The following is a 26,197-nucleotide window of genomic DNA, read 5'->3' on the forward strand; positions in this document are numbered from 1 at the left end:
CGCTGAAACGGCCGTCCGCGCCGCCGCCACCTCGACAACCACCCAACCGTTCCGGATTCGAGGAGACCTCGCATGCACCGTCCACATCCGAGCCGCCGCAGTGTCGTCGGCATGTCCGCGGCCCTCGCCGCGAGTGGCACACTCGCCGCACAACTTCTCAACGCGTCCGCGGCGTCGGCGGCTTCTGCGTCGGCTTCGGCGCGTTCGGCCGCAGCGGGCTGCCAGGTCGGGCGCGGCGGCCGCGCGCAGGGGCGCGTCGTGTGGTGGGCGGAGACCGACGGTTCCCCGGTGGCCTTCGCCGCGGCCGAGCTGGCGCGCTACCTGGGCCGCATCACCGGGGGGAGCATCCCGGTGGCCCGACTTGAGAAGCCCTCCGGCACGGCAACGTACGGCCTCGCCTTCGTCCGCCGGCAGACCTCCACCGCGGACGTCCTGGCAGCCGCCTCCCGTGACGCCGAGGCCATGGGTTCCCAGCCCGAGGACAGCTGGACCGTCACCACCGGCACGGGATTCTCGGTGCTCACCGGAGTCGGCGAGCGGGCCTGCCTGTTCGCCGCGTACGGGCTGCTGCGCCAGGCCGGTGTCGAGTTCTTCGCCCCGGCCTTCGCCTTCTACCAGGGAGCGGCCGAGTCGGTGCCCCGCTCGCCCGACCTCGTCCTCGACGCCGGCACCACGCACCAGTCGCCGCAGTGGCCGCTGCGGCGCAAGTACGTGGAGGAGGGCTGGAGCATCAACGCCGACGCCCTCGTCGCGCTGGTCGACTGGATGGCCAAGCAGGGCCTGAACACCCTGGTCTTCCCCTACGACTACGGCGGCTTCGGCGCCACCCGCTACGACGACTTCCGCACCGCCCTCGCCCCGCAGATCGCCCGGCGGGGACTGCAGTTGGAGGTGGGCGGGCACGGCTACCAGTCGTTCCTGCCGCAGTCGACGTACCCGCAGTACTACACCTCCGGCACCAACGTCTTCGACGTGCAGAACGACGCGGCCGTCGACCAGTACGTGCGCAACGTGCTCGACTACCTGACCGCCCGGCCGGAGATCGCCGTCTTCGACTGCTGGCCGCCGGACGGCGCCGTCTGGCCGAAGGCCGCGCTCGACGAATACGAGACCGCCGGCAACGCCGAGACCGTGGTCGTCAACGCGGTCGTCGCCGCGCTGCGCGACGCGGCCCCCGGCGTGCGGGTGGAGCGGATCGCCTACGGCGCCGCCATCGACCCGCCCACCGGCAACCACTCCTTCGACCCGGACGTCATCGTCGACTTCGCCCCCTACAGCCGCACCTACTCCACCTCCATCGACGACCCCTCCTCCACGACCAACGCGGGCTACCTCGCCCTGCTGCGCCAGTGGCGCGACGCCCACGACGGGCCGCTCGCCATATACGACTACTCGCGCCGCTACCGCTGGCGGCAGCTGCCGGCCAACATCCTGCCGGTGCTGGCCCGTGACGCCGCCGTGTACCGCTCGCTCGGCCTGAGCGGGATCGGCTGCTACGCCGAGCCCGCCAACTGGCTGTCCGCCGAGGCCGTCCACCTCTTCGCGGCGCAGAGCGCCTGGAACCCGGCGCTGGACGACGGGCAGTTCCTCGGCGCCTACCTCCCGGCCCGGTTCGGCGCATCGGCCGCCGCCATGGCCGACTACTTCGCCCGGACGACCGCCGACCCCGACCAACTCGGCTCCGCGGCGGCGGCCTTCCACGACAACTGCACGGCCGCCCGCGCCGACCTGGACAGCGCGCGCAGCGCCACACCTGCGGGCAGCCCGCAGCGACTCGTACTGGACCGCCTGGCCCAGGCCGCCGAAATCTCGCTGGCCGACGTCGCCATCTCCCTCGCCGGTTCCGGGACCGCGGACAGCACCGAGGCGGCCGACCGCTACCGCCAGCTGACCCTGGAACACCGCTTCGACGGCATCCAGTTGGACTGCTCCTACGTGTCGGACCGCTACGGCGAGGACCGTGACCGGGTCGCGATCGCCCACGAGTACCGCTCGCCGGCCTGGGGCTACGCGGACCCGTCCCGGCTGGCCCTGCCCGCGGGCGGCAGCGCCGTACTCACCCTCCACGCCCAGGACGTGGACTACCACGGGCATCGGGTCCGGTGGCAGTTGACCCTGCCGGCGGGCGTCACCGCCGACCGCACCTCGGGTGTACTGGAGGCGCACGGCGAACGGCAGGGCTCCGTGCCGCTCAGGCTCGACGCCGGGCCGGCGCCGACGACCGGGGACCGCTCGATCGTGGTGGCCTTCAGCAGCGAGGGCACCGAACTGACCAGCTTCACCTGCACCCTGACGACCTGACGACCTGACCGCGCGACGCCGGCGGAGCCCGGCCCGCGCCGCAGCCCACCAGGCCGCGCCCGACGGGGCGGCCCGCACCACAGGACCCCACATGAATGACGCCGAGGCACCCGAGTCCGCGCACGGCACCGGACCGGCCGACGGTTCCGGCGAGGCAGCCGGCCCTCGACCCTGCTGCGCGCCGCGACGCCCCGGCCCGCTGGTGCCGCCCGCTGCGCCGGTGACGTCCGCTCCGCCGCCACCGGTGGGGCGGACGGCCGGCCCGCGGGCGGGACTACAGTCACCGGTGCCGTTGCCCGGCGGCGAGTTCGCCATGGGGGACGCCTTCGACGAGGGATACGCCGCCGACGGCGAGACCCCGGTGCACCGGGTGCGCCTGCGCCCCTTCGCCCTCGACCCGACCGCGGTCACCAACTCCGAGTTCGCCGCCTTCGTGGACGCCACCGACCACGTGACGGACGCCGAACGCTACGGCCTGTCCGCGGTGTTCCACCTGGCGGTCGCCGCGCCGGCGAACGCGGTGCTCGGCCGCGTGCAGGCGACCCCGTGGTGGGTGAGCGTGCGCGGCGCGGACTGGGCGCATCCCGGTGGACCGGACTCCGGTATCAAGGACCTGCTGGACCACCCCGTCGTCCACGTCTCCCACCGCGACGCACTCGCCTACTGCCACTGGGCGGGCAAGCGGCTGCCGACCGAGGCCGAGTGGGAGTACGCAGCCCGCGGCGGTCTCGCGGGCCGCCGCTTCGCGTGGGGCGACGAACTCACCCCGGGCGGCGACCACCGGTGCAACATCTGGAACGGCGTCTTCCCCACCGTCAACACCCTCGCCGACGGGTATCTGACCACCGCACCCGCCGCCTCCTTCCCGCCCAACGGCTTCGGGCTGCGGAACATGTCCGGCAACACCTGGGAGTGGTGCGCGGACTGGTTCTCGCCGTACTACTACCGCCGCTCACCCGACGAGGACCCCCAGGGCCCGCGCTACGGACAGGGCCGCGTGATGCGGGGCGGCTCCTACCTGTGCCACGACTCGTACTGCCACCGCTACCGGGTCGCCGCCCGCTCCGCCAACACCCCTGACTCCACCGCCGGCAACCTCGGCTTCCGCTGCGCCGCGGATCCCGGTGCGGAATCCGGCCGCCGGGAGGAGCAGGACATCCCGTAGCCGACGGCGCCGACGACGGCCGTGCCGTCGATCACCGGCACCGCGATGCAGCAGACGTGGATGACGTCGTCCCCGTCAAGGGCGGTCAGTGAGGTGCTGTCGTCGGTGGTGTCGCGCAGGTGTTGAAGGTGCGGCTGAGCGAGCATCGGCGAGTGCAACGTCGAGTACAAGGGAGTGCGCCATGAAGATCATCGCGATGGAAGAAGCGTTCACCGTACCGGCCATGACCACCCGCGGAATCGTCATGAAGCAGCAGCAGAGGTTCCGGGAGTCCGCCCTGGCGGACATGGCCCGCCGGCTGCCCGATTTCACCGAACTGCGGTTGCAGGACATGGACGAGCACGGCGTCGACATGCAGGTGCTCTCGCTCACCAACAACCAGGGCCTGGAGATGCAGCCCGACCCCGCGATCGCCGTCTCCGACGCGAAACTGGCCAACGACGTGCTGGCCGAGGTCGTCCGAGAGCACCCGACCCGCTTCGCCGGGCTCGCCGTGCTGCCCTTCCAGGACCCGGCCGCCGCGGTACGCGAACTCGACCGCGCCGTCGACCAGCTCGGCCTGTCCGGGGTCCTGACCAACGGCCACACCCTCGGCCACTACCTCGACGAGCCGCGGTTCCACCCCGTCTGGGAGGCGTTGACCGGGCACGACGTGCCGCTCTACCTGCACCCCGGCGCGGCGTCGATCGAGTGGCCGGTCCTCCAGGGCCGCCCCGAACTGCTGGGGCCGACCTACGCCTGGGCCGCCGAGACCGGTGCGCACGCGCTGCGCCTGATCACCAGCGGCCTCTTCGACACCTTCCCCACCGCCAAGGTGATCCTCGGCCACATGGGGGAGTTGCTGCCCTTCCACCTCTCCCGGCTCGACACCCGGCTGCCCTACGTCGAGACCGAGGTGAAGCTCGCCAAGAAGCCCTCCGAGTACTTCACCGAGAACTTCTGGATCACCACCAGCGGCGTGATGGCGCACGGCGCCCTGCTCGGCGCCGTCCTCTCGGTCGGCATCGACAACATCATGTTCGCCATCGACTACCCCTACGAATCCACCACCCAGGCAGTCGACTTCCTCACCAGCGCTCCGCTGAGCCCCGCGGACCTGGAGAAGCTCGCGCACGGCACCGCAGAACAACTGCTGCGACTGATCTGACGTGACCTGACGTGACCTGACCTGACCTGACCTGACGTGACCGGACCTGACCTGACGTGACCTGAACCGACGTGACCTGAGCTGCCGGCAGGCGGATGAACGATCCAGTGTCCCCATCATGCGGCCGGCCGGCCGGCACCAGCGAGCACTTCACCGCCAACCTCCGCCGTGCGGCCCACACACTCGTCGGCTCGGGATGCGCCGGACGGCGCGCCGATCGATGGCAAAGCGGCGGGCGCACCGCTGCGGCCGGTCACCGGAAGCGGTGTCCTGTCAGTTGGCGGCCCGCGGCGTACCCGGCTCCGGCCGGGCGGCCTCCGCCACCCTGGTGGCCGCCCGGACGAACGCGGCGACGGCCGGGCAACGGGAGCGCTCCGGCCAGGCCACGGCCAGGGCGGCCGGCGCATGGTCCTCGACCGGCCGGTAGGCGATCTCGGGGCGTGGATAGCGCCGGGTGAGAGAGGCGGGGAAGAAGCAGACGATGCTGCCGAGTTCGATGAGTTTGAAGATCTGCGGCAGGTCCGAGGAGTCCTGCGCCGCCGCGGACGGTTGGTCCTGGTCCTGGCCCTGGCCCTGGACCGGGCCGGATGGGCGGGTGCGTGCCTCGCCGAGCCCGCCGTGGGCGGCGACCGGGCCCTGGTCCGCAGGGGACCCGTCGGGCAGGTCCCAGCCTGCCAGGTCGGCCAGGCGAATGGACGTACGGGCGGCCAGCGGGGCGTCGGCCGCGACGGCGATCAGGAACGGCTCGGTGACCAACTGCTCGGAGTCCAGCCCGCGTTCGTCGAAGGGGCCGAGCAGCACCGCGGCGTCCGCGCGGCCGTCGCGCACCGCCTGAGCCTGCTCGCCGTAGCGGCCGAGTACCAGCGCGACCGGTAGGGCCTCCTCCTCGCGGGCGTACTCGTGGAGGATGGCAGGCAGCAGGCCGCCGTCGACGTCGGCCTTGAGCGCGAGCCGCAGCTTCGGCGTAGGTTCGCCGGCGTGCCGGGCCCGCCGGCCGGCGGCGCTGACCGCGTCAAGTGCCGTTCGTGCGTCCCACAGCAGGACCTCGCCGGCGTGCGTCAACGTGACCTGGCGCGTAGTGCGCTTGAACAGTTGCACGCCGAGCCGGCGCTCGATTTCCTTGATCGCGCGCGAGAGCGGCGGCTGCGCCATGCCGAGCCGCTCGGCCGCGCGTCCGAAGTTGAGCTCTTCCGCCACCGCGATGAAATACCGCAGTTGCCGCGTCTCCAGCTCATTCATACCTCCAGGGTATCGCCCGGTATCGGATCGGTCCTTCAGGTCCGCCGTCGGCTCGGCTTGAGTGGTGAGTGCCACGCAAGGAGAGCCGACCGAACAGGAGAGACGCGCCATGCGAGCAGTCGCGGTACGGAAGACCGGTGACACGCCCGAACTGATGGACCTGGCCGTACCGTGCCCGGGGCCGGGAGAGATTCTGGTCAAGCTGGAGGCGGCGTCGCTCAACCCGATCGACGCGGGCATCGCCGAGGGCCGGATGCCCATGCCCGCCACCTTCCCTCTCGTACTGGGCGTGGACGGTGCGGGCCGCGTGACGAAAGCGGGCGAGGGGGTGAGCGGGCTCGAGCCCGGCGATGCGGTGCACGGACAGTTCCTGCGCGCACCGCTGGGCAGCGGCACGTTCGCCGAGTACGTGGTGGTCTCGCAGTTCCCGGCGAGCGGCGCGCTGCAACGTGTGCCGGACGGGATGTCCGCCCAGGTCGCCGCGGCGCTGCCGACCGCCGGCATGACCGCGCTCGGCGCGCTCGACTCCATCGGCATCGAGGCCGGGCAGTCGATCCTGATCGTGGGCGCCACCGGCGGGGTGGGTGTGTTCGCCGTCCAGTTGGCGGCCGAGCGGGGAGCGCAGGTGATCGCCACCGCCCGGGCCGACGCCGACCAGTGGCTCCACGAACTCGGCGCCGCCCGGACGATCGACTACACCGCCGTCGACGTGGTCGAGCAGGTCCGTGCGGACCACCCGGACGGGGTGGACTCCGTACTCGACCTCACTCGGGACACGGCCCGCTTCGCGCGGTACGCGGGGCTGGTACGGGACCGGGGCGCGGCGGTGTCCGCGACGCTGACCGCGTCGCCGGAACTGCTGGCCTCGGAGCGGATCGCCGTGAGCAACTTCATGATGCGGGACAAGCCGGACCTGCTCGCCCGCATCACCGCCGAGGCTGCGTCCGGCAGGATCAGCGTCCCGATCCGGCAGGACATCACGCTGGAACAGGTTCCGCGGGAGCTGGCCCGGAACATGGCCGGCGGCGCACGCGGCAAGACGACCGTGCGCATCTGAGCGCCGCATTCGCATCCCCACCTCGAATCGAGAGGACCATCGTGGAGTACGTCAAGCTGGGAAACACGGGACTTGATGTCTCGCCGATCGCGATCGGTGCGATGACCTACGGCGAGCCCGGCCGCGGGCACCCGGTCTGGTCGCTGGGCGAGGACGACAGTCGCCTGCTCGTCAAGTACGCGCTCGAGCAGGGCATCAACTTCTTCGACACGGCCAATGTCTACTCGCAGGGTTCCAGCGAGGAGATCCTCGGCCGAGCGCTGCGGGACTTCGCCGATCGCGACGCCGTCGTGATCGCGACCAAGCTGCGCAACCCGACGCGTTCAGGCCCGAACGGAAGGGGCCTGAGCCGCAAGGCGATCGTGACCGAGGTCGACCATTCCCTGCAACGCCTCGGCACGGACCACATCGACTTGTACCAGGTCCACCGCAACGACCACGCGACCCCCCTGGAGGAGACCCTCGAGGCGCTGCACGATCTGGTCAAGGCAGGCAAGGTGCGCTACCTGGGCGCGTCGTCCATGCCGGCCTGGGAGTTCGCGAAGGCGCGGCACCTGCAGCGCGAGCACGGCTGGGCCCGCTTCGTGTCGATGCAGGACCACTACAACCTGCTGGCCCGTGAGGAAGAGCGCGAGATGATCCCGCTGTGTCTGGACGAGGGCGTCGGCACGATCGTCTGGAGCCCGTTGGCCCGCGGCCGCCTCGCCCGCGCCTGGTCGGACGCGAAGTCGACCGCGCGCAGCAGCAATGACGGGTTCGCCGACATGCTGTACACCCCGGCGACCGAGGCGTCGGACCGGGAAATCGTCGATGCCGTCGGCCGCGTCGCGGAAGCCCACAGCGTCAAGCGCGCGCAGGTCGCGCTCGCCTGGCTGCACAGCAGGCCCGCCGTCACCGCCCCGCTCGTCGGCGCGAGCACCACCCAGCAGATCGACGACGCGGTCGGCTCGCTGGAGATCGCGCTGAGCGAGGAGGAGATCCGCGAGCTGGAAGCGCCCTACACCCCGCGCTACGACTTCCAGGGCGTCTCCGACGAGAAGGAGATCCAGGCCGTCATGGCGCGCCTTCCCCAGTTCGCGCCCGCGAGCTGAGGGCGTAACCGCACCGGCCGCTTCAACGCAGGTCAGGAACGGTGCGGCGGTCTCCGGACGGTGATGGCCCGGGCAGTTCGCGATTCGGCAGGTCGGCGTCGCGCGTACCTGACGGGACGTCAGTCTTCTTCGGCCCGACGTGCCCGCTCCGGACTGCGTCGAACCGCCGAGTGCGGTGGGAGCACCAGAACGAGGCGACGGGGCTGTCAAAGATCTCGGAGAGCAGAGGAAGGGACATCATGAACGACTCGGCAGCGGCACGCCTCGCGGACATCGAGCGCCGGCTCGCGCTCCTCGAGGACATCGAGGAGTTGCACCGGTTGCGCAACCGGTACCACGAGCTGATCAACAGCAACGAATGGGAAGAGGATGCAGCCGACCTGTTCACGGCCGACGCCGTGTTGGACCACGGCCACATGGGCGTCTTCCGCGGCCGGGACGCGATCGTCGGATTCTTCGGCGGGGCGGGCGCCGGTGTGACGGGCAGTGAGTCCGCGACGGCGCCGCCGTTCGTCAAGGAGTACGGCAGTGCCGCGATCGAACGGAGCGTGGCACGCTCTGAGATCACCGAAGTTCTGCACCGCTACGCGAACCTGGCGGTGGAGGAGGCGGATTGGGCCGCGATGGGTGAACTCTTCGTCCCTGATGGCGAGTTCATTCTTCATGACGGCAGGGTGTTCTCTCCCGGCCAGATCCACCACATCGTCGACGGCCACGAAGAGCCCACCTTCGTCAGGCACCACATCACCTCTACGCAGATCGACTTCACCGGCCCCACTGCGGCGAAGTCCGACAGCTTCTTCACGGTGTACACGCATCTGGCCCAGCCGGATCACTGGGGACGCTGGCGGGACGAGTTCCGTCGCGAGGACGACGGGCGCTGGCTTCTGACCCGGCAGGCAGCCGGTGATCGAGGGCTTCTCGCCCACGGGTTGGTGGGGGACCGTCCTCGTCCCCTCGCTGGGCGCTCGCTGAGGCGTCACGTCGCGGAGAACCCCGCACCCATCGCATGCGACGTGCTCGTCAGCGGTTTCGATGCACTGGCCGATGCCTTGGGTTGCCCGCAGATCACTGCGTGATGTGAGAGCCCGCCCTGCAAGCAGGGCGGGCTGCTCGTCGCGCCGCCGGGGTCAGACCGCCGGCTTCTGGACGGAGGTCGGCTTGGTGGCGAGCAGGGAGGTGATCTCGTCGGCGAGGTGCGGGCCGAGTTCGCCCCAGCCGTCCTTGTAGCCGTAGACGCTCGCCAGGGTACGGGCCTCGTAGTCGCCGTTCATGATCTCGACGTCGGTGGCTGTGATCAGTGCCGGGTGGGCGACGCCGACAGCCGCAGAGACCTTGATCAGCTCCTTGCGCAGGGTGCGCAGGTACACAGCGGCCCGGGCAGCCTTCGAGGTCGGGTCGATGCCGTGGGCCAGCCACGGGTTCTGGGTGGCGATGCCGGTGGGGCACTTGTCGGTGTGGCACTTCTGCGACTGGATGCAGCCGATCGACAGCATCGCCTCGCGGGCCACGTTGATCATGTCGGCGCCCAGGGCGAAGGCGACCGCGGCATTCTCGGGCAGCCCGAGCTTGCCGGAGCCGATGAAGGTCAGGCTGTCGGTCAACCCCGCCTCGGCGAAGGTGCCGTAGACCCGGGAGAAGCCCATCCGGAACGGCAGCGACACCGAGTCGGTGAAGATCAGCGGAGCCGCCCCGGTGCCGCCCTCGCCGCCGTCGATGGTCACGAAGTCGACACCACGGTCACCACGCGCCATCAGCATGGCCAGTTGCTGCCAGAAGTCCATCTCTCCCACGGCGCTCTTGACCCCGACCGGCAGACCGGTCTCGGCGGCGAGCAGTTCGACGAAGTCGAGCATCGAGTCGACGTCTTTGAACGCGGTGTGCCGGGAGGGGGACATGCAGTCCTGGCCGGTCGGGATACCGCGGATCTCGGCGATCTCCGGGGTCACCTTCGCGCCCGGCAACATCCCGCCCAACCCCGGCTTGGCGCCCTGGGAGAGCTTGATCTCTATCGCCTTGACCGGGGCGCCGGCGACCACTTCCTTGAGCTTGTCGAGGTTGAAGCTGCCGTCCGCGTCGCGGCAGCCGAAGTAGGCCGTACCGATCTGAAGGACGAGGTCGCCGCCATTGCGGTGGTACGGCGAAAGACCGCCCTCGCCCGTGTTCTGCATGGCGCCCGCCAGCGCCGCACCCTTGTTGAGCGCCGTGATCGCCGCACCGGACAGCGATCCGAAGCTCATCGCCGAGACGTTCACCACGCTCGCCGGTCGGAACGCCTTGGCCCGCCCGCGCGGCCCGCCCAGTACCTTGGCCGAAGGCAGTGGAGCCTGCGGGTTCCCCGTGTCGGGCAGCGTGTCGGCGAACGTGCGCTGCTTCAGGTAGGCGTGCCCCTGGACGTGCTCGATGTCGACGTCGGTCCCGAACCCGAAGTAGTTGTTCTCCTCCTTCGCCGACGCGTAGATCCAGGTGCGCTGGTCACGACTGAACGGGCGCTCCTCCTCGTTGGAGGTCACCACATACTGGCGCAGCTCCGGCCCGATCCTCTCCAGCAGGTACCGGGCGTGCCCGACCACCGGGAAGTTCCGGAGCAGTGCGTGCTTCTTCTGGATGAGGTCGCGTGCGACCACCAACGCCATTGCTGTCGCGGCGGCTGCACCGATACTCCGGGCGCGCATGAACGTTTCTCTCCTCGATGCTGGACATTCCTTGGGCGACGAGCTGCCACAAGGTGGTGAGCATTAACGGTAACGTACGGTAATGTTTGGTCAGTGCCGGGGTGTCCATGGCACCGCATCGGCAAGAGTTGTGCCCCGGATTGTCGCGAAATGTGCCATCCGGTGTCGGGGAGCCGGGGTGCCCGCTCAGATCCGTCCCCGGGCGACGCCGACCCCGCCCCCATCCTGGACGCATGCCCAGAGTGAGTGACGAATACATCCAACGCCGGCGCTCGAAGATCCTCAAAGGGGCGTGGCGGTGTTTCGCCCGCGACGGATTCCACGCGGCGACCATGGATGACATCATCGCGGAGGCAGACGTCTCACCGAGCGTCATGTACCGGTGGTTCCGGAGCAAAGACGAGCTGGTGGCCGCCGCCGCCGCAGAGGTGTTGCAAGGATTGATCGACGCCCTGGACAACATACTGACGAGCGATACGCCTCCGTCGCTTCCGCAAGCGATCGAGGAGATCCTGAACAGGAACATCGCCAAAACGAACATCGAGGGAGTGAATCTCCCGGCATTGGCGGTCCAGGTCTGGGCCGAGTCCCTGCGCAACCCGGACATCCACGCGCTCCTGGCCGACCGCTACCGGAAACTCAACGACGGTCTGGCCGAATTGGTGCGCCATCACCAACGCGCCGGTACACTCCCTGCCGAACTCGACGCCGAAGAAGCTGCTCGTCCGCTCTTCTCCATGCTCCCCGGCTTCATCTTGCAAGAACTCCTGCTCGGCCCACAGGATCCGCATGTCTTCGCACGTGCGGCGGGGTCCCTCTTCGGCGTCATCCGGCCCGACGGGTCGATGGCCGACTCCTCGTAGGCGACCTCGGCGGGTTCGAGCGCGAACTCCACCGCCTGCCGGTGATCTACCGTAGCCAGGCCGCCGCCGTCAGGCGAACGGCACCGACATCACCTCATCAAGTCCGGTGGTGGAGCGCCGTCGCTCGTGGGGGCAGCATGGACACGATGTCCGCACGTGTCGACGTGGCGTACGCAGTTCCTTCCCGCTTTCCGCCGATCCGCAAGCGATCAGTGTTGAGGTGTGCGATGAATACAGACAACCCTGCTCAAGCGCATGACGCCGACCCGGTTCCGTTCGTGATTCTGTCCATGGCCCGGTCCGGGTCCTGGTACTTGGTCGAACTGCTCGACGAGCATCCGCGCATCGCCTCCAACGGGGAGGTGCTCAATCCGCAGGACACGATGTGGCCGCACGGCGACCGAACGCGGCTGACCGACGCCGCATTGATCGACCTGGCCTACAGCCGCCGCCACCGCAGAGGGCCGAAACAGGACATCCTCGCGGTCGGATGCAAGATCCTTTCGAGACAGTTGCAGGAACCGCTTCGAGAAAGGACCATGCAGAGCCTGTCGCAACTGCCAGGCATGAAAGTGCTGGTCCTGGAACGCCGGAATCAACTGGCGGCCTATCGTTCCCTTCAACAGGCCAAGGCCACTGGCCGCTGGTCGGTGCCCGCGGACAGCGGGGATCCAGCACCACCCCCGCCGGTCGTCCACCTCACTCCCGAAGGGTGCCTGCGACGGTTCCAGGCCGCCGAGGACTTCTACCAGCGGGTACGGAGTACGTTCCCCGTCGAGCAGTATCTGTGGATCTGGTACGAGGAGTTGACGCAGAACCCCCAGGTCGTTCTGGAAGCGGTCCACTCGTTTCTCGGCGTGCCGCCGATGGAGACCTCGGGCAGTCCGCTGCTGCGCCAGGAGAATCGCCCCCTGGCCGCCACCATCAGCAACTACCCGCAACTGCGGGAGCATTTCGCAGCGACGGAATACGCGCGCTACTTCCAGTAGGGGCCCGGCCGCACGCAGGACACCCGGACCCGGCTGCCGGACGGAGTGGGAGGGTCGTCGCCACCGTGGGGCGTCAACCGGTCCGGACCCGCTGCGCCGCCCGCGCCCCTGAGTGCAACACGGTGCGCCGCGCACTTTGCACGCCCCGCGAACGCCACTTCGCGCCCCCTACGGACGCTGTCGTTCCCGAGCGTCTCCCGGCGATGATTGCCCGATTGCCGGATGAAAGGCGTGACAGTTGACACTGCGAGTCAATTCGTGGAATGGCTGGGACCCGCTCCGCCACACCATCGTCGGCCGGGCCGACGGGACGATGGTGCAGGCCCCTGAACCGGCCATTCAGCGCGACTTTCCCGAGGACGGCTTCCCGCTGGGCAGCTACGGTCCGATTCCCGAGGAGATGACCGCCGAGGCCAACGAACAACTCGACAACTTCGCGCGGCTGCTGGAGAGCCGGGGCGTCCGGGTCGACCGTCCGGAGCCCCTCGACTTCAGCCGGGCCGTGTCCACCCCGGAGTGGCAGCAGGACTCGATGTTCGGCTGCATGCCGCCGCGGGACGTACTGATCACCGTCGGCCAGGAGATCCTGGAAGCGACGATGAGCTACCGCAGCCGGTGGTTCGAGTACCTCTGCTACCGGCCGGTCCTCCAGGCACTCTTCGACGCGGACCCGGCCATGCGCTGGGAAGCCGCACCGAAACCGCGGCTGACCGACCGCTCCTACCAGCCCGGCTTCTGGAACGCCTACAACCGCGTACCGCAGGAGGAGATGCTGGAGCGGGTACGGCAGAACGACCTGGTGCTGACCGAGGCCGAGCCGCTGTTCGACGCCGCCGACATCGCGCGCTTCGGCAAGGACCTCTTCGTACAGCTCTCGTTGGTGACCAACCGAAGCGGCTACGACTGGCTGCGGCGGCACTTCCCCGACCACCGGGTGCACGAGGTGACGTTCACCAACACCCACCCCCTGCACATCGATTCGACCTGGGTCCCGCTGCGGCCGGGCCTGGTCCTGCACAACGGCGAGCGGCCGGCCGATCCGGAGCTGGTCAAGTACTTCGAGATCAACGACTGGCAGGTCATCCCGGCCGTACCGCCGATCAGTTGGAAGCACCAGCAGAGGCTTTCCTTCTGCACTCCGTGGCTTGCCGTCAACATGTTCAATCTCGACACCAGCACGATCTGCGTGGAGGCGGAGGAGGTCAGGCTCGCCGACCAGCTCGCCGGATTCGGGTTCGAGGTGGTCCCGGTGCCGTTCCGTGCGGTCGCGCCGTTCGGGGGCGGGCTGCACTGCGCCACGGTCGACATCGAGCGCGACGGGGTGCTGGAGGACTACTTCCCGCGCCGGTACGGCCGGTTCTGAGGTATGCCCGTGGCCGTCGACGCGGTGATCTTCGACTTCTTCGGCACACTGGCATACACGGCCGTCCACCCCGAGACCCATGCCGCGGTCTTCGCGCGGCACGGCCTGGCCGCCCACCACGCGGCCTGGGGCTCCCAGTGGGCCGTCGGGCCGGCCGACGGCGAGGAGCACGCGGATCATTCGGGCAGCCGGGACGCCTACCGGCGCTGGGAGCTGGACCGGCTACGGACCAGAGCCAGCGGCTGCGGAGTTCCGGACGACAAGATCGACGCGCTGGTGGCCGACCTGGACCGCGTCGACGAACGGGCGGTCTTGCACCCGTACGAGGAAGTGACCGAGGTCCTCGCCGAGTTGCGGCGCCGGCGCCTGATGCTGGCCGTGTGCTCGAACTGGGGCTGGGACCTGGTGCCCGCCCTGGCCGAAGTCGGCCTCGCCCGCGCCTTCGACGTCGTGGTCAGCTCCGCATGGGCAGGGGCGCGCAAACCCCACCCGCGGATCTATCGGACCGTGCTGGCCGGCTGCGGGCTGCGGCCGGCACAGGCGCTCTTCGTCGGCGACAGCTGGCACACCGACGTGGACGGCGCGTTGGCGGCAGGCATGGCGGCGGTTCATCTTCGACGTACGGAGCCAGCGGTGCGAGGGACAGCCGATCCGCCGTCCGGGTCGGTGCGGCGGATCTCGGATCTACGGGAGCTGCCCGGGCTGGTCGCCGCCGGCAGCGTCGGCGGGCCGAAGACCGTCGAACCCGAGTCGGTCCAGGAGGTTGCGGGTGATCCGGTCGGCCGTCGCATCGAGCCCCCGTCCCACCACATTCGGCCAGTCGGTGGTCGCAGCGGTGAACACGGTGCCCACCTCGGTGCGGATCCCCATGGTGGCGGCCCGGGGGCTGGTGATTGACGGTTCGCGCGATGCGGAGGACCAGCGCCCCGGTGGAATGCCGGGAAGGCGGTCGTTGACCGGTTGGAGGAGCGCGATGCCCAGGATCAGGAAGGAGTCCGGTGTGCCGTCCTCTCCCGTTGCCCGGGCCACGCCATGCCGGTCGTAGCAGAAGGCCGCACCGTCGCATTCGTACCCGACCAGCGGAACGCCTTCGGCGAACACCTCACCGTCGGACATGCCGGTGCCTTCGAACACCCAGTGATCGGAATGCTGGACGGTGAAGCCCGGGCACGGTCGGTCGCCGGGCCACTCTCCCGGCCATTCCCCGCCGTTGCGGAAGCTGACGCCGGTCAGGGTGTTCTCCGGTCGACCGACGCCGCTCGGCGGGGGAGCCCACCAGTTGTCGGTGGCGGGCAGATGCGGATGGACCCCGTCCACTACATGGTCGGTGTCGGAGACGAACGCCGTTTCGTCATCGGTCACATGAACACGCCACCAGCAGGTGTTCCCGCTCAGGAAAGCCACGTTGCCGCCGGCCCGGACGAAGTCCTCGGTGTGGTCGCGCATGGCCTGCGACCAGTATTCGTCGTGTCCGACGCTGAGCAACAGCCGGTAGTTGTCGAGCAGTCGGGGATCTCGGTGCAGGTCGAGGTCACTGCAGTACTCGACCTCGTACCCGCCATGCTCCAGCCATCCGACGAAGGGGGCGTCCCAGTAGCCGAGGTCGTCGACGCCTCCCGGGCGGTGCATGCTGATCTTGTGTCCTGCGGGAAGGGGCGTCCTTTGGTAGACCGGATTCTCGTACAGGCTCCCGACCCCCTCCCGGGACGGATGGCCGGCGAGGTTGTAGGCGTGCCGGGTGAAGGTGGACTTCTTGTACAGGACGGGGGAGACCGAGCCGGGCACACGCGGCCTGACGATGAAGAACTCCCGGTCCGTGCCTGCCGCGCCACGCAACCGTTGCCGGGCGACCGTCGGCCGGCCGACGGCCTGACCCTGGGCGGTGCCCTCGACGAACCGGGCGAGGTAGATGCCCGGGCGCCAGTCGTCCGGAACCGGGAAGTCATACGCCGGCCAGTTCCAGTCGTCGGACGGGCTGGCGAGGTTCCCGTGCCCATCGGGGTGCGGCGGCGGTGGCGCCTGCGTTCCGGTCCGCCACTCGGAGGTGGTCACCAGATCGATGGTTTCACCTGATCGATAGAAATCGATCCGGAAGAGCGGAGAATCCGTCGATACATGGATCCGAACCGATCCACCGGTGGTCACGGTCTCTCGATTGAGATAACCCTCGATCACGACCTGTCCTCGCAATCCACGCCGAAGGAAGAAGACCCGCCCGCTGCCCGTCGCACCTTAACGGTGCCGTGCGGCGGGAGGCAACGGAAGAGACCGATCCGAAGGAGTACCATGACCGCGCGCCATATCCGTTTTCATGAGTTGATGCTGGGTATCGAGGGATTGGCGATCCTGCGCAGCCCATTCGACCGGGATGCCTCGTTCATGAGTCGCAGGGTGGAAGAGATGCGGCGGCTCGCCCTGCCACCAGGGGGCAAACCGCCGGCAGGTCAATCGTTCATCGAAGAAGTCGACGCCGCGACCGGATACGGAGCATGGGCGGAATCCTACGACTCCCTCCCGAATTCGATCATCCAGGTGGAGGAGCCGGTGGTGCACGGCTTCTTCCAGGACGACCCGGCGGGCGCCGTCGCGGTCGACGCCGCCTGCGGAACGGGGAGGCACGCGGCTGCTCTCGCCGCACACGGCTACCAGGTCATCGGAGTCGACCAGTCGGTCGAAATGCTGGAGGTGGCCAGGAGCAAGTCGCCGGGGGTCGATTTCCGGGTGGGGCGACTGGAGCGGCTGCCGGTGGACGACGGTCGAGCGGACATCGTCGTCTGCGGGCTCGCGCTCACCCACCTCGCCGAACTGTCGGCGGGAGTGGGCGAGTTGTCGCGGGTGGTCCGGGTGGGCGGCCGCGTGATCATCTCGGACCTGCATCCGATGCTGGTTCTCCTGCACGGCCAGGCGATGTTCGCGCGCGGCCGACGACGGCTCGCCTTCGTCCGGAACCACGTCCACCTGGTGAGCGACTATCTGAAAGCCTTCGCCCGGGCCGGGTTGGCGGTGCGCGGCTGCACGGAACCTGTCTTCAACGGCATGTTCACGCCTGGTGGTTACGAGGAGAAGGTGAGCGAGGCAGCGCTGGCGGCGTGGGAGGGAATCCCCTGGGCCATCGTCTGGGAACTGGAACGGGAACCGGAGGGGGCCCGATGATCACTCTGAGCTATGCGGACCGGCCGGACCTCTGGAAGAGGCTGCCGGAGGAACTGGCCGGAGTCTGGCCGGAATACAACCTGCACGGCGACATCGCTCCGCTCTACTGGCCCCGCTACTTCGCTGAATTCGCTCGTTTTCAGATGGTCCTCTACGACCAGGAGAAGGAGGAGGTCATTGCCTCTGCACGAACCGTACCGGGAGCATGGGACGTGTCGGCCGGAGGTCTGCGGCAGGGATTCGACGAAGCCGTCGTGACGGCTTTCGCCGGGGCCGAAGCAGGTGTGACTCCGAACGCGCTGTGTGCCCTTGGCATCGAAATTCCGCTGCGACACCAGGGAAAAGGGCTCTCCCGGATCCTGCTGCGGGAAATGATCTCACTGGCCGCCTCGATCGGCGTCGGCAAGCTGATCGTGCCGATCCGCCCCACCTGGAAGGACCGGTACCCGCTGACACCGATCGACCGGTACGCGCGGTGGCGGCGGGACGACGGGCAGCCCTTCGACCCATGGATCAGAACGCATGTCGGTTTCGGTGGCGTGGTGGTAAGCGCCGTCGCATGTTCGTCCCGCATCACCGGCACGGTTCCGGAATGGGAGTCGTGGACCGGCATGCGGTTTCCGGACGACGGGAGCTACGTCTTTCCCGGCGGGCTGGCACCGCTCCTGGTCGACCACGGGACCGGACCCGAAGGCCGGGGCCGGTACTGGGAGCCGGGCGTGTGGATCGTGCATGAGGTGCCGGAGAGCGGCGGGAGTTCATGGAGCGGCCGGGCGGGCGAGGTGGCCGATGTGGATCAGTCGGCCGCCTCATAGGCCAGCCACTGGGCGAAGGCGTGCAGCCCCTGGGCCAGTTCGGCTGCCGCGGCCGCCGAAGGCTCGGTGTCAGCGGCCGGAGGTGACGTCTGCGGCCCGGTGGGCGGCCCCTCGATCCGCACCGGCCGGACGGCCCGCGCCACTGCCTCCGCGATCTGCCACAGCGTCATCCCCGCCCCGGAGAACGACGTCGTCAGGCGGCGCTCCTGGGAACGGTCGAGCATCTCCGACAGCCGCTCGACCAACTCGGTGACCTGGACCGGCCGAACTCGCGTCCGGGGGTCGGCATCCAGCACGATCGGCCGGCCGATCAGCGCCGCGGACACCATGCGCCCGATCAACGAGTGCCGCGACACGCCGGGTCCGTACAACTCGCCGGGATGCAGGACCGCCTGATGGCCGGACAGCGGATCGTCGGCCTTGAACGGCGCGAAGCGGACCCGTAACTGCGCCTGCGCCGACGGGTCGACCCGTCGCCGCCCCGAGCTCTCCGACGTCCCCAGTGCCTCCGGCGTCCCCGGTGCCTCTGACGTCTCCGCCGTCCCCGCCGTTCCCGCCGTTCCCGCCGTCTCTGCCGTCGAGCAGCCGACTTCCGGCTGGTCACGGTCGTAGGGGAGCCGTGTCAGGTCCACCACCGCGGTAACGGAGTCGGACATCGTGCTCGAGCCGGACGTGTACGAGACGACCCGGTGGCCTCTGTCGCGCAGCCCCCGGACGATGTACTCGCCCAGCGGGGTGCCGCCGCCGGCCACAGCGATCCGGCCGCGCCTCGACGTCAAGCCGCGTGGCCGGTCGGCGTCGGCGTCCGCGATGCCCGCCGCCTCCCCGTCGTGCGCCAACTCAGCCAGTTTCACCCGCAGTTCATCGATCGACTGCCGGCCCATGCGCTGGCTGATCCCGCCGGGCCCCACGGTGGCGAGCGCCAGGTCGCGGACCACCGGATCGGCCGGACGTCCGGAGCCGTCGCGGTGGGCCGCACGTCGATGGACCAGGCCCGAGACATACGCGGTCAGCCAGGTACCCCAGGCCGCGTCCGGGTCCAGGCCACGACCGCTTTCCGCCATACGCGACCGGAGCCTGCCGAGGGAGACGCCGAGCCCCGTCAGGTACTGCTCGCAGGTCAGGTGCAGCCAGCGCGGCGGTACGGAGTCCGGCACTCGAACCGCGCACTGGGCCAGTCCCTGCTTGAAGAACGGCACGATCGGCGGTCCCCCTGATGCCCAGGCATCAGGGCTCTCATCGGCAGTGGAGGCGTTCGGGTCGTGTGCCAGAAAGCAGGCCGACTTGCGGGGACCCCGGAAGGAGTTTCCGGCCAGACTGGGAAGATCACCGTGCTCGGCCAGATTCGGCACGGCGACGAAGGAGCGTACCTTCGTGGCGCGCAGGTACCGGAACATCAAGATGTCGTCAGGCCAGGTGGAGAGCCGGTGCTGCGCGTACTCCACGAAGCCGGCGGCGACCGCCCTGGGAAGGATGAGCGCCGTCGTCGGGGTGTACTCGTTGACGGCGCCCACCCACCGCGCCCCGGACAGAGCACCCAGGCGAACGCCGCCGCCGTTGCGCGAGTCCCAGAAGGTGAACAGGGCCAGGGCGGCGTCGGGCATGGTCGCCACGGCCCGGTGAGCGCGTTCGAAGAGCGTGTCCGACAGTTGCATGTCGTCCTGCACCACCAGCTGGTGTGTGGCGTCGTCCGGGACGGCCGACCAGGCCGCCAGCGCGGTCCGCAGTGCGGACGCGGGCCCATCCGGTTCCGGGTCCAGGACCACCGACAACGCGCCGGGCGGCGCCGAGGCCACGATCTGCCGAGCGGATTCCAAGCGGCTCGGATGGGTCATCACCACACCACTCAACCGGTGACGCGCAAAAACCTGGGAATCGCCGCTCATCTTCATACTCCCGGCTCGCAGTTGACGAGGTCCGCCCGACGATAGGGGTGTTCTCGAAATAGTCGCAAGGGGCGCGCGGAAGCGCCCAAGCGGCGCGCAAGTCGAACTTCGAACCGCGCCACAACGCCCTGCGCCCCGTATCCGAGGTGAAACAGGAGAATTCCAGTCAACGTGACGCACGTCATGGCCTTCTTGTGAGTGGCCCACGAGTGGCTGAATTGGCGTCTTCCCGGGGGAAGTTATGGCTGCAAGAATGGAATCCGCATTCCCCGAAGGTGCCGATGGATGGATAGAAGTGATGACGATCGAGGGAACGTCAGCTCATCGACCGGTGTCCGAGGAATGCGCCGCGGGGCCCGACGGACCGCCGCCGGGGACCGCCACCGCGATGACCCCCACCCGGGCCTGTCTTTCCGGTGAGGATCTCGACTGGCTCGGCGGCCGGGCGGTCTGCCTCGCGCTCGACCTGACGACCACGGTGCGGGTCGGCCCTGGTCCGTCGGTCGCACCGCGCGGCACCGACATCAGTGTGCTGGCCGGGAAGGTGTGGGAGTTTCTGCGGGCGCGGCTCGCCGGCATGGGGCCGCCGCCGGCAGCGGTGGTGACCAGCCGGGCACCGGCCGCCAGCGGTCTGTCCTCATCCACGGCACTGATCGTCGGACTCTTCCGGGCCTGCTTGGAGTACCTCGGTCATGGTTCGGACCGAGTGGTGGACCATGTTCCCGTACGCACACTCGCCCAGTGGACGTACGAGTTCGAGTTCGAGATCTGTCACGGCGGCGGGATGGACCAGCTCTCGGTCATCCTGGGCGGCGCGCTCCTGGTCGACGGGATGCCGACCGGGCTCCCCGTGGCCCGCGAGCGGCTGGACTTCCCCGAGGACTGGGCGGTTGTCGTGGTGGACTCGGCAACGGCCAAGTCCACCACCGACCACATCCGCACGGTGCGAGCCCAGGTCGCCGCCGGGGACCCGCGGTTGTCCGACTATCTCGCCTCGGCCGACCATGCCTCGGGTGCCGCATGGCAGGCCATCCGCGACGGTGACCTGTCCGCCCTGCAAGCGGCCATGAGGCAGGCACACGGCGCGATGCGGGATAGCCAGGGCATGTCCACCCCGCTGCTGGAGGATGTCCGCCGGCTCGCACTGAACGTGAGCGGCTTGCGGTTGAAGATCAGCGGGGCGGGCGGGGGCGGCTCGCTGGTCGGCATCTGCCCCGAGCCTGACGCCGACCATCTGGTGCGCCGCCTACGACGTGTCTACAGCGCGGGACACCCGGGGGTTCGGGTGCTGCGGACGCGTGCGGTTCCGCGCAAGGAAGAAGGGTGGCCGGAGTGATCCGGACGGAGCCTTGCCGACGACGGCTCAGATGAAGGGGTCCTGGTCTTCGCTCATCACCGGCCTGCCCAGGCCGGCGGCGATACGTTGCAGCTCGACGTTGGAGTCGTGCCTCGCGCAGTGGAAGCGGCAGTCGGCGGACGGGTTCACGATCCGGCGGTCGGATTCGCGCCACAGCTCGGGCAGTTCCTGCGTCACCGCGTCCCCGAGCCGGGCCCGCGGATTGCCCCGGTGGTAGGGGCAGACGTAGACGCCCGACGGGGTGACCAGGGTGCGGAGTTCCGCGACGCCGCAGTGCTGGTACTCCTTCGGCTGCACCGGACCGCTGTGCTGACGCAGGGACCGCAGGGTCGAGGAGTCGATCAGTTTGAACGACCGGCTCTCCAGACGTTTTGCCCTGCTCATCTGGGAGTTCACCGATTCCAGGATCTCCGGCGCCATACCCACCACGTGGTGCGCCTCATCGAACATCGCCTTGACCTCGAAGTAGTCGCACCCGATGTCATGGGCCAACTCGGCAGCTCTCAGCACCTCGTGATGGTTGCTCACCTGGCCGGTCCCGCCGCTCGGCGCCGAGGGCCGGGTCATCACCAGAAAGGAGTAGCCCAGGGCCCCGGTTCCGGCCTCCGCGAGGAGACGCATGTTCGCGATCACCCTGTCGAAGACGCTGGCTCCTTTACGGTCGGGTCGGAACAGGCCGTAGGTCCCGCTGCTCCCCGCGTCGACGGATACCCGCACCCATGAGGCGTAGCAGGCGAGTTCCTCGATGTTCTGCCTGATCATCGTGCCGTTGGTCACGACGCCGACGGCGATTCCGGCCTTGCCGAGGAGGCGCAGCACGGTCCGGGTACCCCGGTGGGCCAGTGGCTCGCCGCCACCGATCAGAATGGCGGCTCGGACCTTCATGCTGATCAGTTCCTCCGCCAGCCGCTCCAACCGCTCGGCTGTGAAACGGCCTTGATTGAGCAGTTTTCCGCTGATGCACTCGGGGCAGGCCAGGTCGCAGAAGGTGGTGGGGTCGAGATCGACCACGAGCGGGCCGGCCGAACGGTCTCCGTCCGCCACCGCCTTCACCGTCGGCCAGACCGACGGCTGGTACAGCTTGGTCACGAGGTCGAGACGGTCAATCGTCATGGGTGCTCGTCCTGCCTGTGCTCGAGAGCCAACGTGTGCGTTCCGCCCGGAATGAGGCCGAGGTCCTGCGCGATCATGCTCTCCGGCCCGGCGGCGCGCCGGACGTTGTAGCGCGCGGTGTTCGCTCGATGCTCGGGGCCGCCTTGGTACGGGGCGGGGTGCTCGAAGTGCAGACAGCGCCACGAGGGATCCGCCTGCCAGCCCCGGACGAGCGGGGCCCGGGCGGCGACCTTCACCAGCAGGTCGTCGTCCTCGGCGCCCCAGCTCTGATACTGCGGGCAGTAGCCGCCGACCGCGTGGAAGAGATCCCGTGTCAGCAGCATGGAACCCCAGTGGTAAGGGGCCCACCACACCTGCGGACTCCGGGATCCCTCGGGGGACTTCGTGGGGGGAAAGTCGCAGCCGGGCCCGAGTCCACGGGTCAACCGGGCCCGCGGAGTCTTTCCTCGGACGGCGCCGTCGGACGGCACCTTCCACAGGATCTCCTCGTCGGGCCGGCCGTGCAGCACGCCGTCCGGTGTGGCTGCCACGAAGCAGCGGAAGTCCTCCTCGGCAGGCCGGCATTCCACCGCTGCCGTGTGCAGCGGGCCGTTGGTGAGCCGATGCATCCAGGGCTGGGCCAGGACCCCTTGTCCTGCCAGTCCGATTGCTCGGGTGAGAAAGTCCCGCCCGAGCGGGGCGATGTCCGCGTCGGACAGATACAGCAGCGGTGCGCGAGCCAACTCGGCTCCGACGTTGCGCAGCAGCCCGGGAGCCAGGGCGGTGGGGTCTGCCCTGATCACCCGCACCCGTCGCTGATCATCGACAGCGTCGGCGACGACGACCGGAATATCTCCGGCTGTCACCACCAGCACTTCGCACGCTATATCTTGGGCCAGCCAGCTCTCCGTTACCGCCCTCAGTACGCGACGTGCCCGATGGTCCCCGTAGAGCGGAATGATCACACTCACGTGGGTCATATGCCTCCCCTCTGGCCTGCAGCGCCACGACTGGAGACGCTGACACATCCGTACCCTCTCGACAAGCCGGTAAGGGGGCGCATCAGATGCATTCGACGAACGGCGATGCGCCCGTTTTCTCTGAACGCGCCCTGCCCGGTGCCGAAATGATGAGTGACCATTGCCACGTCGCTATGTCGAGAAGTAAAGGTGTCGTGAGTTGACCGGTATCCGCCTCAGCTCAGTGGTGATGACCCACCCTCGTCGGCTTGGTCAGGCCCGTGGACTCGCGGAAAAGCTGGGCCTCGATTCAGTGGTCGTGGATCCCGACCCGGACTCCTCGCCCTCGGCGATGCGCACCGCGCTGGTCGCCTGGGGCGCTGTGACGCCCGGGGCGAGCCACCAGTTGGTACTCCAGGACGATGTGGACGGCCCGGAGAACCTTCTCGACCTGGTCCGCCGGGCGGTGCGGCGCCATCCAGCCGAGCCGCTGGCCTTCTACGCGCACTGGAACTCCCGCAACGGCGCCGCCGTGCGCCTTGCCGCACTGTCGGGAGCGAGCTGGGTCCGTTGCGTACCGGAGGAGTTCACCCCCACCCAGGCCATCTGCCTACCGGCCGGCATGGCGGAGACGTTCCGCTCGTACGCCGGCTCCAGCACCGACCCGAGGGACGACGAGGTGCTGTCGGACTATCTGCGGGGCATCGGCCGCATGAGCCTCGTGGCCGTGCCCAATCTGGTCGAACACACCGGAGCGGACAGCCTGTGCGGGAACGACAGCCAGGGCCTGCGGCGCTCTCCCTGCGTAGACGCCGGCGCCGCCGCCGTCACCGCACTCGAGCACGGTTGGGTGCTCGAGCGCACAGTCGGCCTTCCCTACATGCGTCGGGGCTGGGCGCATGCCCGGGTGGCGGGACCCGACGGAATCCTCGGGACCAGGGGGCACACGGCATGGCAGGACGCCCTGCCCTACCTGGGGCTCGACGCCGACCGGATACGGCGGCTGGTCCGCGCCCACCGGCCGAGGAATCTGGCAGCGGCCGTGGAGCGGTCGTTCGGACCACACTTCGCCTCGGAATTCTGGATCTACTGCCTGCTCCTGGGACGCCAGTCCCGGCTGGTGGCCCACCCCACCATCCCTGCCGCACCGGAGGTCCGGGCGGCCGCACTGGCCACGCTCGGCGTATCGAGCCTGCCGCCGCCGGAGCGCGCCCGGCTGGCACCCGACCACGAGGCACTGCTGCTGGAATTCACCCGGAGCGGACTGAGGGGAGCCCGATATGCCTGAAGAGGTCAGCGTTCTCATCCCGCTCTACGGCAACCACCACGGCCGGGCCTTTCTCCCCGCGGTGACCGCTGCCTGGCTGGCTCAGGATGTGCCCTGCGAAGTGGTGATCGCCACGGCCGGAGACGTCCCTTCGCTCCCCGACCTCGACCCGCGGGTGCGTGTCGTCCGGGCCGACCCGGCCGCACGGGCGCCTGGCCTGCTGCGCAACGCGGCCGCCGAGCAGGCGACATCGCGATACCTCTATCTCTCCGACGCCGACCTGGTCCCCCTGGGCCGTGACTACCTCAGTCGTGCCTTCGCGCTCGCCGACGGCCGGGTGCTCGGCCAGCCGTGGATGCACCGTCTCCTCGGCGGCCCGCCGGCGCTGGGGCAGGTCGCCCCGGTGGACCATGTCCCCGTCGGAGAAGGGCCGTTCTGCTTCGCACAGGCCGCCCCGGACGGTTCCCTCCATGCGTACGAGGACGAGCGCGTCGGCTCGCTGTCGCCCGCCATCAGCTCCCTGGGCGTCCTGACCCCCAACATCTGGCCGCCCGCCGCCGCCATCGACCCCACGCTGAGTGGACGCCACCAGTGGCGCACTCCGTTCCACTGGGGCAGCCTGCTGCTGGAGCGTGAGCTGTTCCACGAGGTCGGTGGCTACTGCCGTGCCTACATGGGCTGGGGCGCCGAGGACGACGACCTGCTGGTCAAGGTCTCCGCCACCGCGTCCACCGTCCGTGCCTGGCAGCTCGACCACTCCCTGACCTGTCTCCATTTCGAGCACCCGGCCGGCTACTTCGGCACGCCCGAGCAGCAGGCCAACCAGGAGTTGCACACTGCCCGCCTCGCGTCGGGTGCGGCCACGATGATCGAGCAGGACCGGGCCGCCCGGCGGCTCGGCCGCGGGACGGCACCCTTCCCGCTCGACTCCTGACTTGTCCGGCGTGGCGGCGGAGCCGCTTCAGTCGAGGGTGACCTGGACGGTTCGGCTGCTGCCGTCGGGCCGGCGGTAGGTGACGGGGACGGTTGCACCCTTGCGGACCTTGCCGATCCGGGCATGGAGCAGATCCTCCGCCGTGGAGACGGGGGTGTTGTTGAAGGAGGTGATGACGTCGCCGGCGCGGATGCCCGCGTTGTCGGCGGCTTTGCCGGGCGTGGTGCTGAGGACGAGGGCGCCGCTGTTGTCGGGGGCGTCCTTGCGGGTGAGGTCGATGGCACCCTGGTCGCCCTCGGTGATGATCACCGTCAGGGGCTGGGTCTCCGAGCCGGCGGCGAAGGTGCCGCTGTACTGGGCGCGGGGCAGCGGGGCGTCGGGGCCGGCCTGGAGGGTCACCTCGACCGGGCTGCTGAAGGTCCATCGGCCGGGCGGCAGGGTGGCGGTGGCGGTGGAGCCGTCGGTGGCGATGGCGACGGAGCAACGCCCGTTGTCCACGCACCGCATGCCCAGTGCGGTGATGCGCGTGTAGTCCGGCGCGGTGACGGTGAACCTGCCGGTGCCCGGACGCGAGCGGTTGTCCGGTGGGAAGACGACCGTACGGGCCACGCCGGGCGCGTCGAGTTCGGGAACGCTCTGCTGGGGCGGGATCCGCGGCGCCGCCACGAGGCCGGCGCGGTTGACGGCGGCCGGCCCCGCGCCGACAGCGGTCGGGGTCGCGTGGGCGGCGGGCAACGAGGTCGTGACGAGCGTGGCGGTGGTGATGCCGGCCAGCAGCAATGAACGGGCGGAGGGGTGCATCACGAGTCCTATCCAGTCATGCCACGCCGGTACGCGCGGGTGG

21 protein-coding genes and 1 pseudogene are annotated in these 26,197 nt (G+C 69.5%); 15 read left to right on the plus strand and 7 right to left on the minus strand.

Going from position 1 to position 26,197, the window contains the following annotated elements; all coding sequences use genetic code 11:
- Positions 1-72: 72 nt before the first annotated feature.
- From AC13HU_RS01090 to AC13HU_RS01100, 3 genes are all read left to right on the plus strand, one after another.
- Positions 73-2,301, plus strand: coding sequence for a DUF4838 domain-containing protein (locus AC13HU_RS01090; protein ID WP_483039765.1), 2,229 nt, complete (start codon positions 73-75; stop codon positions 2,299-2,301).
- A gap of 91 nt (positions 2,302-2,392) precedes the next feature.
- Positions 2,393-3,466, plus strand: coding sequence for a formylglycine-generating enzyme family protein (locus tag AC13HU_RS01095; RefSeq protein WP_483039766.1), 1,074 nt, complete (start codon positions 2,393-2,395; stop codon positions 3,464-3,466).
- 181 nt (positions 3,467-3,647) lie between these two features.
- Positions 3,648-4,613: an amidohydrolase family protein gene (locus AC13HU_RS01100; RefSeq protein WP_483039767.1), complete on the plus strand. Its 966-nt coding sequence runs from the start codon at positions 3,648-3,650 to the stop codon at positions 4,611-4,613.
- Between the two features lie 273 nt (positions 4,614-4,886).
- Here AC13HU_RS01100 and AC13HU_RS01105 read toward each other — a convergent pair whose 3' ends face one another.
- A complete protein-coding gene (locus AC13HU_RS01105) occupies positions 4,887-5,852 on the minus strand; it encodes a LysR family transcriptional regulator (protein WP_483039768.1) in 966 nt (321 codons plus the stop codon).
- A 109-nt stretch (positions 5,853-5,961) separates the two neighbouring features.
- Between AC13HU_RS01105 and AC13HU_RS01110 the strand changes: the two genes are divergently transcribed.
- From AC13HU_RS01110 to AC13HU_RS01120, 3 genes are all read left to right on the plus strand, one after another.
- Positions 5,962-6,909, plus strand: coding sequence for an NADP-dependent oxidoreductase (locus AC13HU_RS01110; protein ID WP_483039769.1), 948 nt, complete (start codon positions 5,962-5,964; stop codon positions 6,907-6,909).
- A 41-nt stretch (positions 6,910-6,950) separates the two neighbouring features.
- Positions 6,951-8,000: an aldo/keto reductase gene (locus AC13HU_RS01115; RefSeq protein WP_483039770.1), complete on the plus strand. Its 1,050-nt coding sequence runs from the start codon at positions 6,951-6,953 to the stop codon at positions 7,998-8,000.
- Between the two features lie 239 nt (positions 8,001-8,239).
- On the plus strand, positions 8,240-9,079 hold the full coding sequence (locus tag AC13HU_RS01120; protein ID WP_483039771.1) for a nuclear transport factor 2 family protein: 840 nt from the start codon (positions 8,240-8,242) through the stop codon (positions 9,077-9,079).
- Between the two features lie 51 nt (positions 9,080-9,130).
- Here AC13HU_RS01120 and AC13HU_RS01125 read toward each other — a convergent pair whose 3' ends face one another.
- Positions 9,131-10,675, minus strand: a complete 1,545-nt coding sequence (locus tag AC13HU_RS01125; protein ID WP_483039772.1) for an FMN-binding glutamate synthase family protein — start codon at positions 10,673-10,675, stop codon at positions 9,131-9,133.
- Between the two features lie 242 nt (positions 10,676-10,917).
- Between AC13HU_RS01125 and AC13HU_RS01130 the strand changes: the two genes are divergently transcribed.
- The 4 genes and pseudogenes from AC13HU_RS01130 to AC13HU_RS01145 all read left to right on the plus strand — a co-directional run.
- Positions 10,918-11,538 (plus strand): TetR/AcrR family transcriptional regulator, encoded by a 621-nt coding sequence (locus AC13HU_RS01130; RefSeq protein ID WP_483039773.1) that lies wholly within the window; start codon positions 10,918-10,920, stop codon positions 11,536-11,538.
- A gap of 227 nt (positions 11,539-11,765) precedes the next feature.
- Positions 11,766-12,527: a sulfotransferase gene (locus AC13HU_RS01135; RefSeq protein ID WP_483039774.1), complete on the plus strand. Its 762-nt coding sequence runs from the start codon at positions 11,766-11,768 to the stop codon at positions 12,525-12,527.
- A gap of 238 nt (positions 12,528-12,765) precedes the next feature.
- Positions 12,766-13,890 carry a serine/threonine protein kinase gene (locus AC13HU_RS01140; protein WP_483039775.1) on the plus strand — a complete coding sequence of 375 codons (1,125 nt, stop codon included), beginning with the start codon at positions 12,766-12,768 and terminating at the stop codon, positions 13,888-13,890.
- A gap of 3 nt (positions 13,891-13,893) precedes the next feature.
- Positions 13,894-14,490 (plus strand): annotated as a pseudogene (locus AC13HU_RS01145) (HAD family hydrolase); the annotation flags it as partial.
- Positions 14,491-14,574: 84 nt separating this feature from the next.
- Here the strand turns inward: AC13HU_RS01145 and AC13HU_RS01150 are convergent.
- Entirely contained in the window at positions 14,575-15,942 is a 1,368-nt protein-coding gene (locus AC13HU_RS01150) for a N,N-dimethylformamidase beta subunit family domain-containing protein (RefSeq protein WP_483039776.1), read from the minus strand.
- Positions 15,943-16,176: 234 nt separating this feature from the next.
- On the opposite strand from AC13HU_RS01150, the gene AC13HU_RS01155 reads away from it, so the two are divergent.
- Together AC13HU_RS01155 and AC13HU_RS01160 are read left to right on the plus strand one after the other, a co-directional pair.
- Positions 16,177-17,043: a class I SAM-dependent methyltransferase gene (locus AC13HU_RS01155; RefSeq protein WP_483039777.1), complete on the plus strand. Its 867-nt coding sequence runs from the start codon at positions 16,177-16,179 to the stop codon at positions 17,041-17,043.
- Complete coding sequence (locus AC13HU_RS01160; protein ID WP_483039778.1) at positions 17,040-17,858, plus strand: GNAT family N-acetyltransferase; 819 nt, start codon at positions 17,040-17,042, stop codon at positions 17,856-17,858. The genes AC13HU_RS01155 and AC13HU_RS01160 overlap by 4 nt, the downstream gene beginning before the upstream one ends.
- Here AC13HU_RS01160 and AC13HU_RS01165 read toward each other — a convergent pair.
- A complete protein-coding gene (locus AC13HU_RS01165; protein WP_483039779.1) occupies positions 17,840-19,693 on the minus strand; it encodes a hypothetical protein in 1,854 nt (617 codons plus the stop codon). The two genes, AC13HU_RS01160 and AC13HU_RS01165, sit on opposite strands and share 19 nt — an antisense overlap.
- Positions 19,694-20,042: 349 nt before the next feature.
- Here AC13HU_RS01165 and AC13HU_RS01170 point away from each other — a divergent pair, with 349 nt between their 5' ends.
- Positions 20,043-21,080: a mevalonate kinase family protein gene (locus AC13HU_RS01170; protein ID WP_483039780.1), complete on the plus strand. Its 1,038-nt coding sequence runs from the start codon at positions 20,043-20,045 to the stop codon at positions 21,078-21,080.
- A gap of 27 nt (positions 21,081-21,107) precedes the next feature.
- On the opposite strand, the gene AC13HU_RS01175 is transcribed toward AC13HU_RS01170, so the two are convergent.
- Together AC13HU_RS01175 and AC13HU_RS01180 are read right to left on the minus strand one after the other, a co-directional pair.
- Positions 21,108-22,214, minus strand: coding sequence for a radical SAM protein (locus AC13HU_RS01175; protein WP_483039781.1), 1,107 nt, complete (start codon positions 22,212-22,214; stop codon positions 21,108-21,110).
- Positions 22,211-23,173, minus strand: a complete 963-nt coding sequence (locus AC13HU_RS01180; RefSeq protein ID WP_483039782.1) for a galactosyltransferase-related protein — start codon at positions 23,171-23,173, stop codon at positions 22,211-22,213. The genes AC13HU_RS01175 and AC13HU_RS01180 overlap by 4 nt, the downstream gene beginning before the upstream one ends.
- Positions 23,174-23,471: 298 nt before the next feature.
- Between AC13HU_RS01180 and AC13HU_RS01185 the strand changes: the two genes are divergently transcribed.
- Together AC13HU_RS01185 and AC13HU_RS01190 are read left to right on the plus strand one after the other, a co-directional pair.
- Positions 23,472-24,440 (plus strand): hypothetical protein, encoded by a 969-nt coding sequence (locus AC13HU_RS01185; RefSeq protein WP_483039783.1) that lies wholly within the window; start codon positions 23,472-23,474, stop codon positions 24,438-24,440.
- The gene (locus AC13HU_RS01190; protein WP_483039784.1) at positions 24,433-25,353 is read left to right on the plus strand and encodes a galactosyltransferase-related protein; all 921 of its coding nucleotides are present in this window, start codon (positions 24,433-24,435) and stop codon (positions 25,351-25,353) included. The genes AC13HU_RS01185 and AC13HU_RS01190 overlap by 8 nt, the downstream gene beginning before the upstream one ends.
- 27 nt (positions 25,354-25,380) lie before the next feature.
- Here AC13HU_RS01190 and AC13HU_RS01195 read toward each other — a convergent pair.
- Positions 25,381-26,197 (minus strand): PDZ domain-containing protein (locus AC13HU_RS01195; RefSeq protein ID WP_483039785.1); only part of this gene is annotated, 817 nt, incomplete at its 5' end.

This window comes from Streptomyces sp. NH27 (assembly GCF_056859195.1).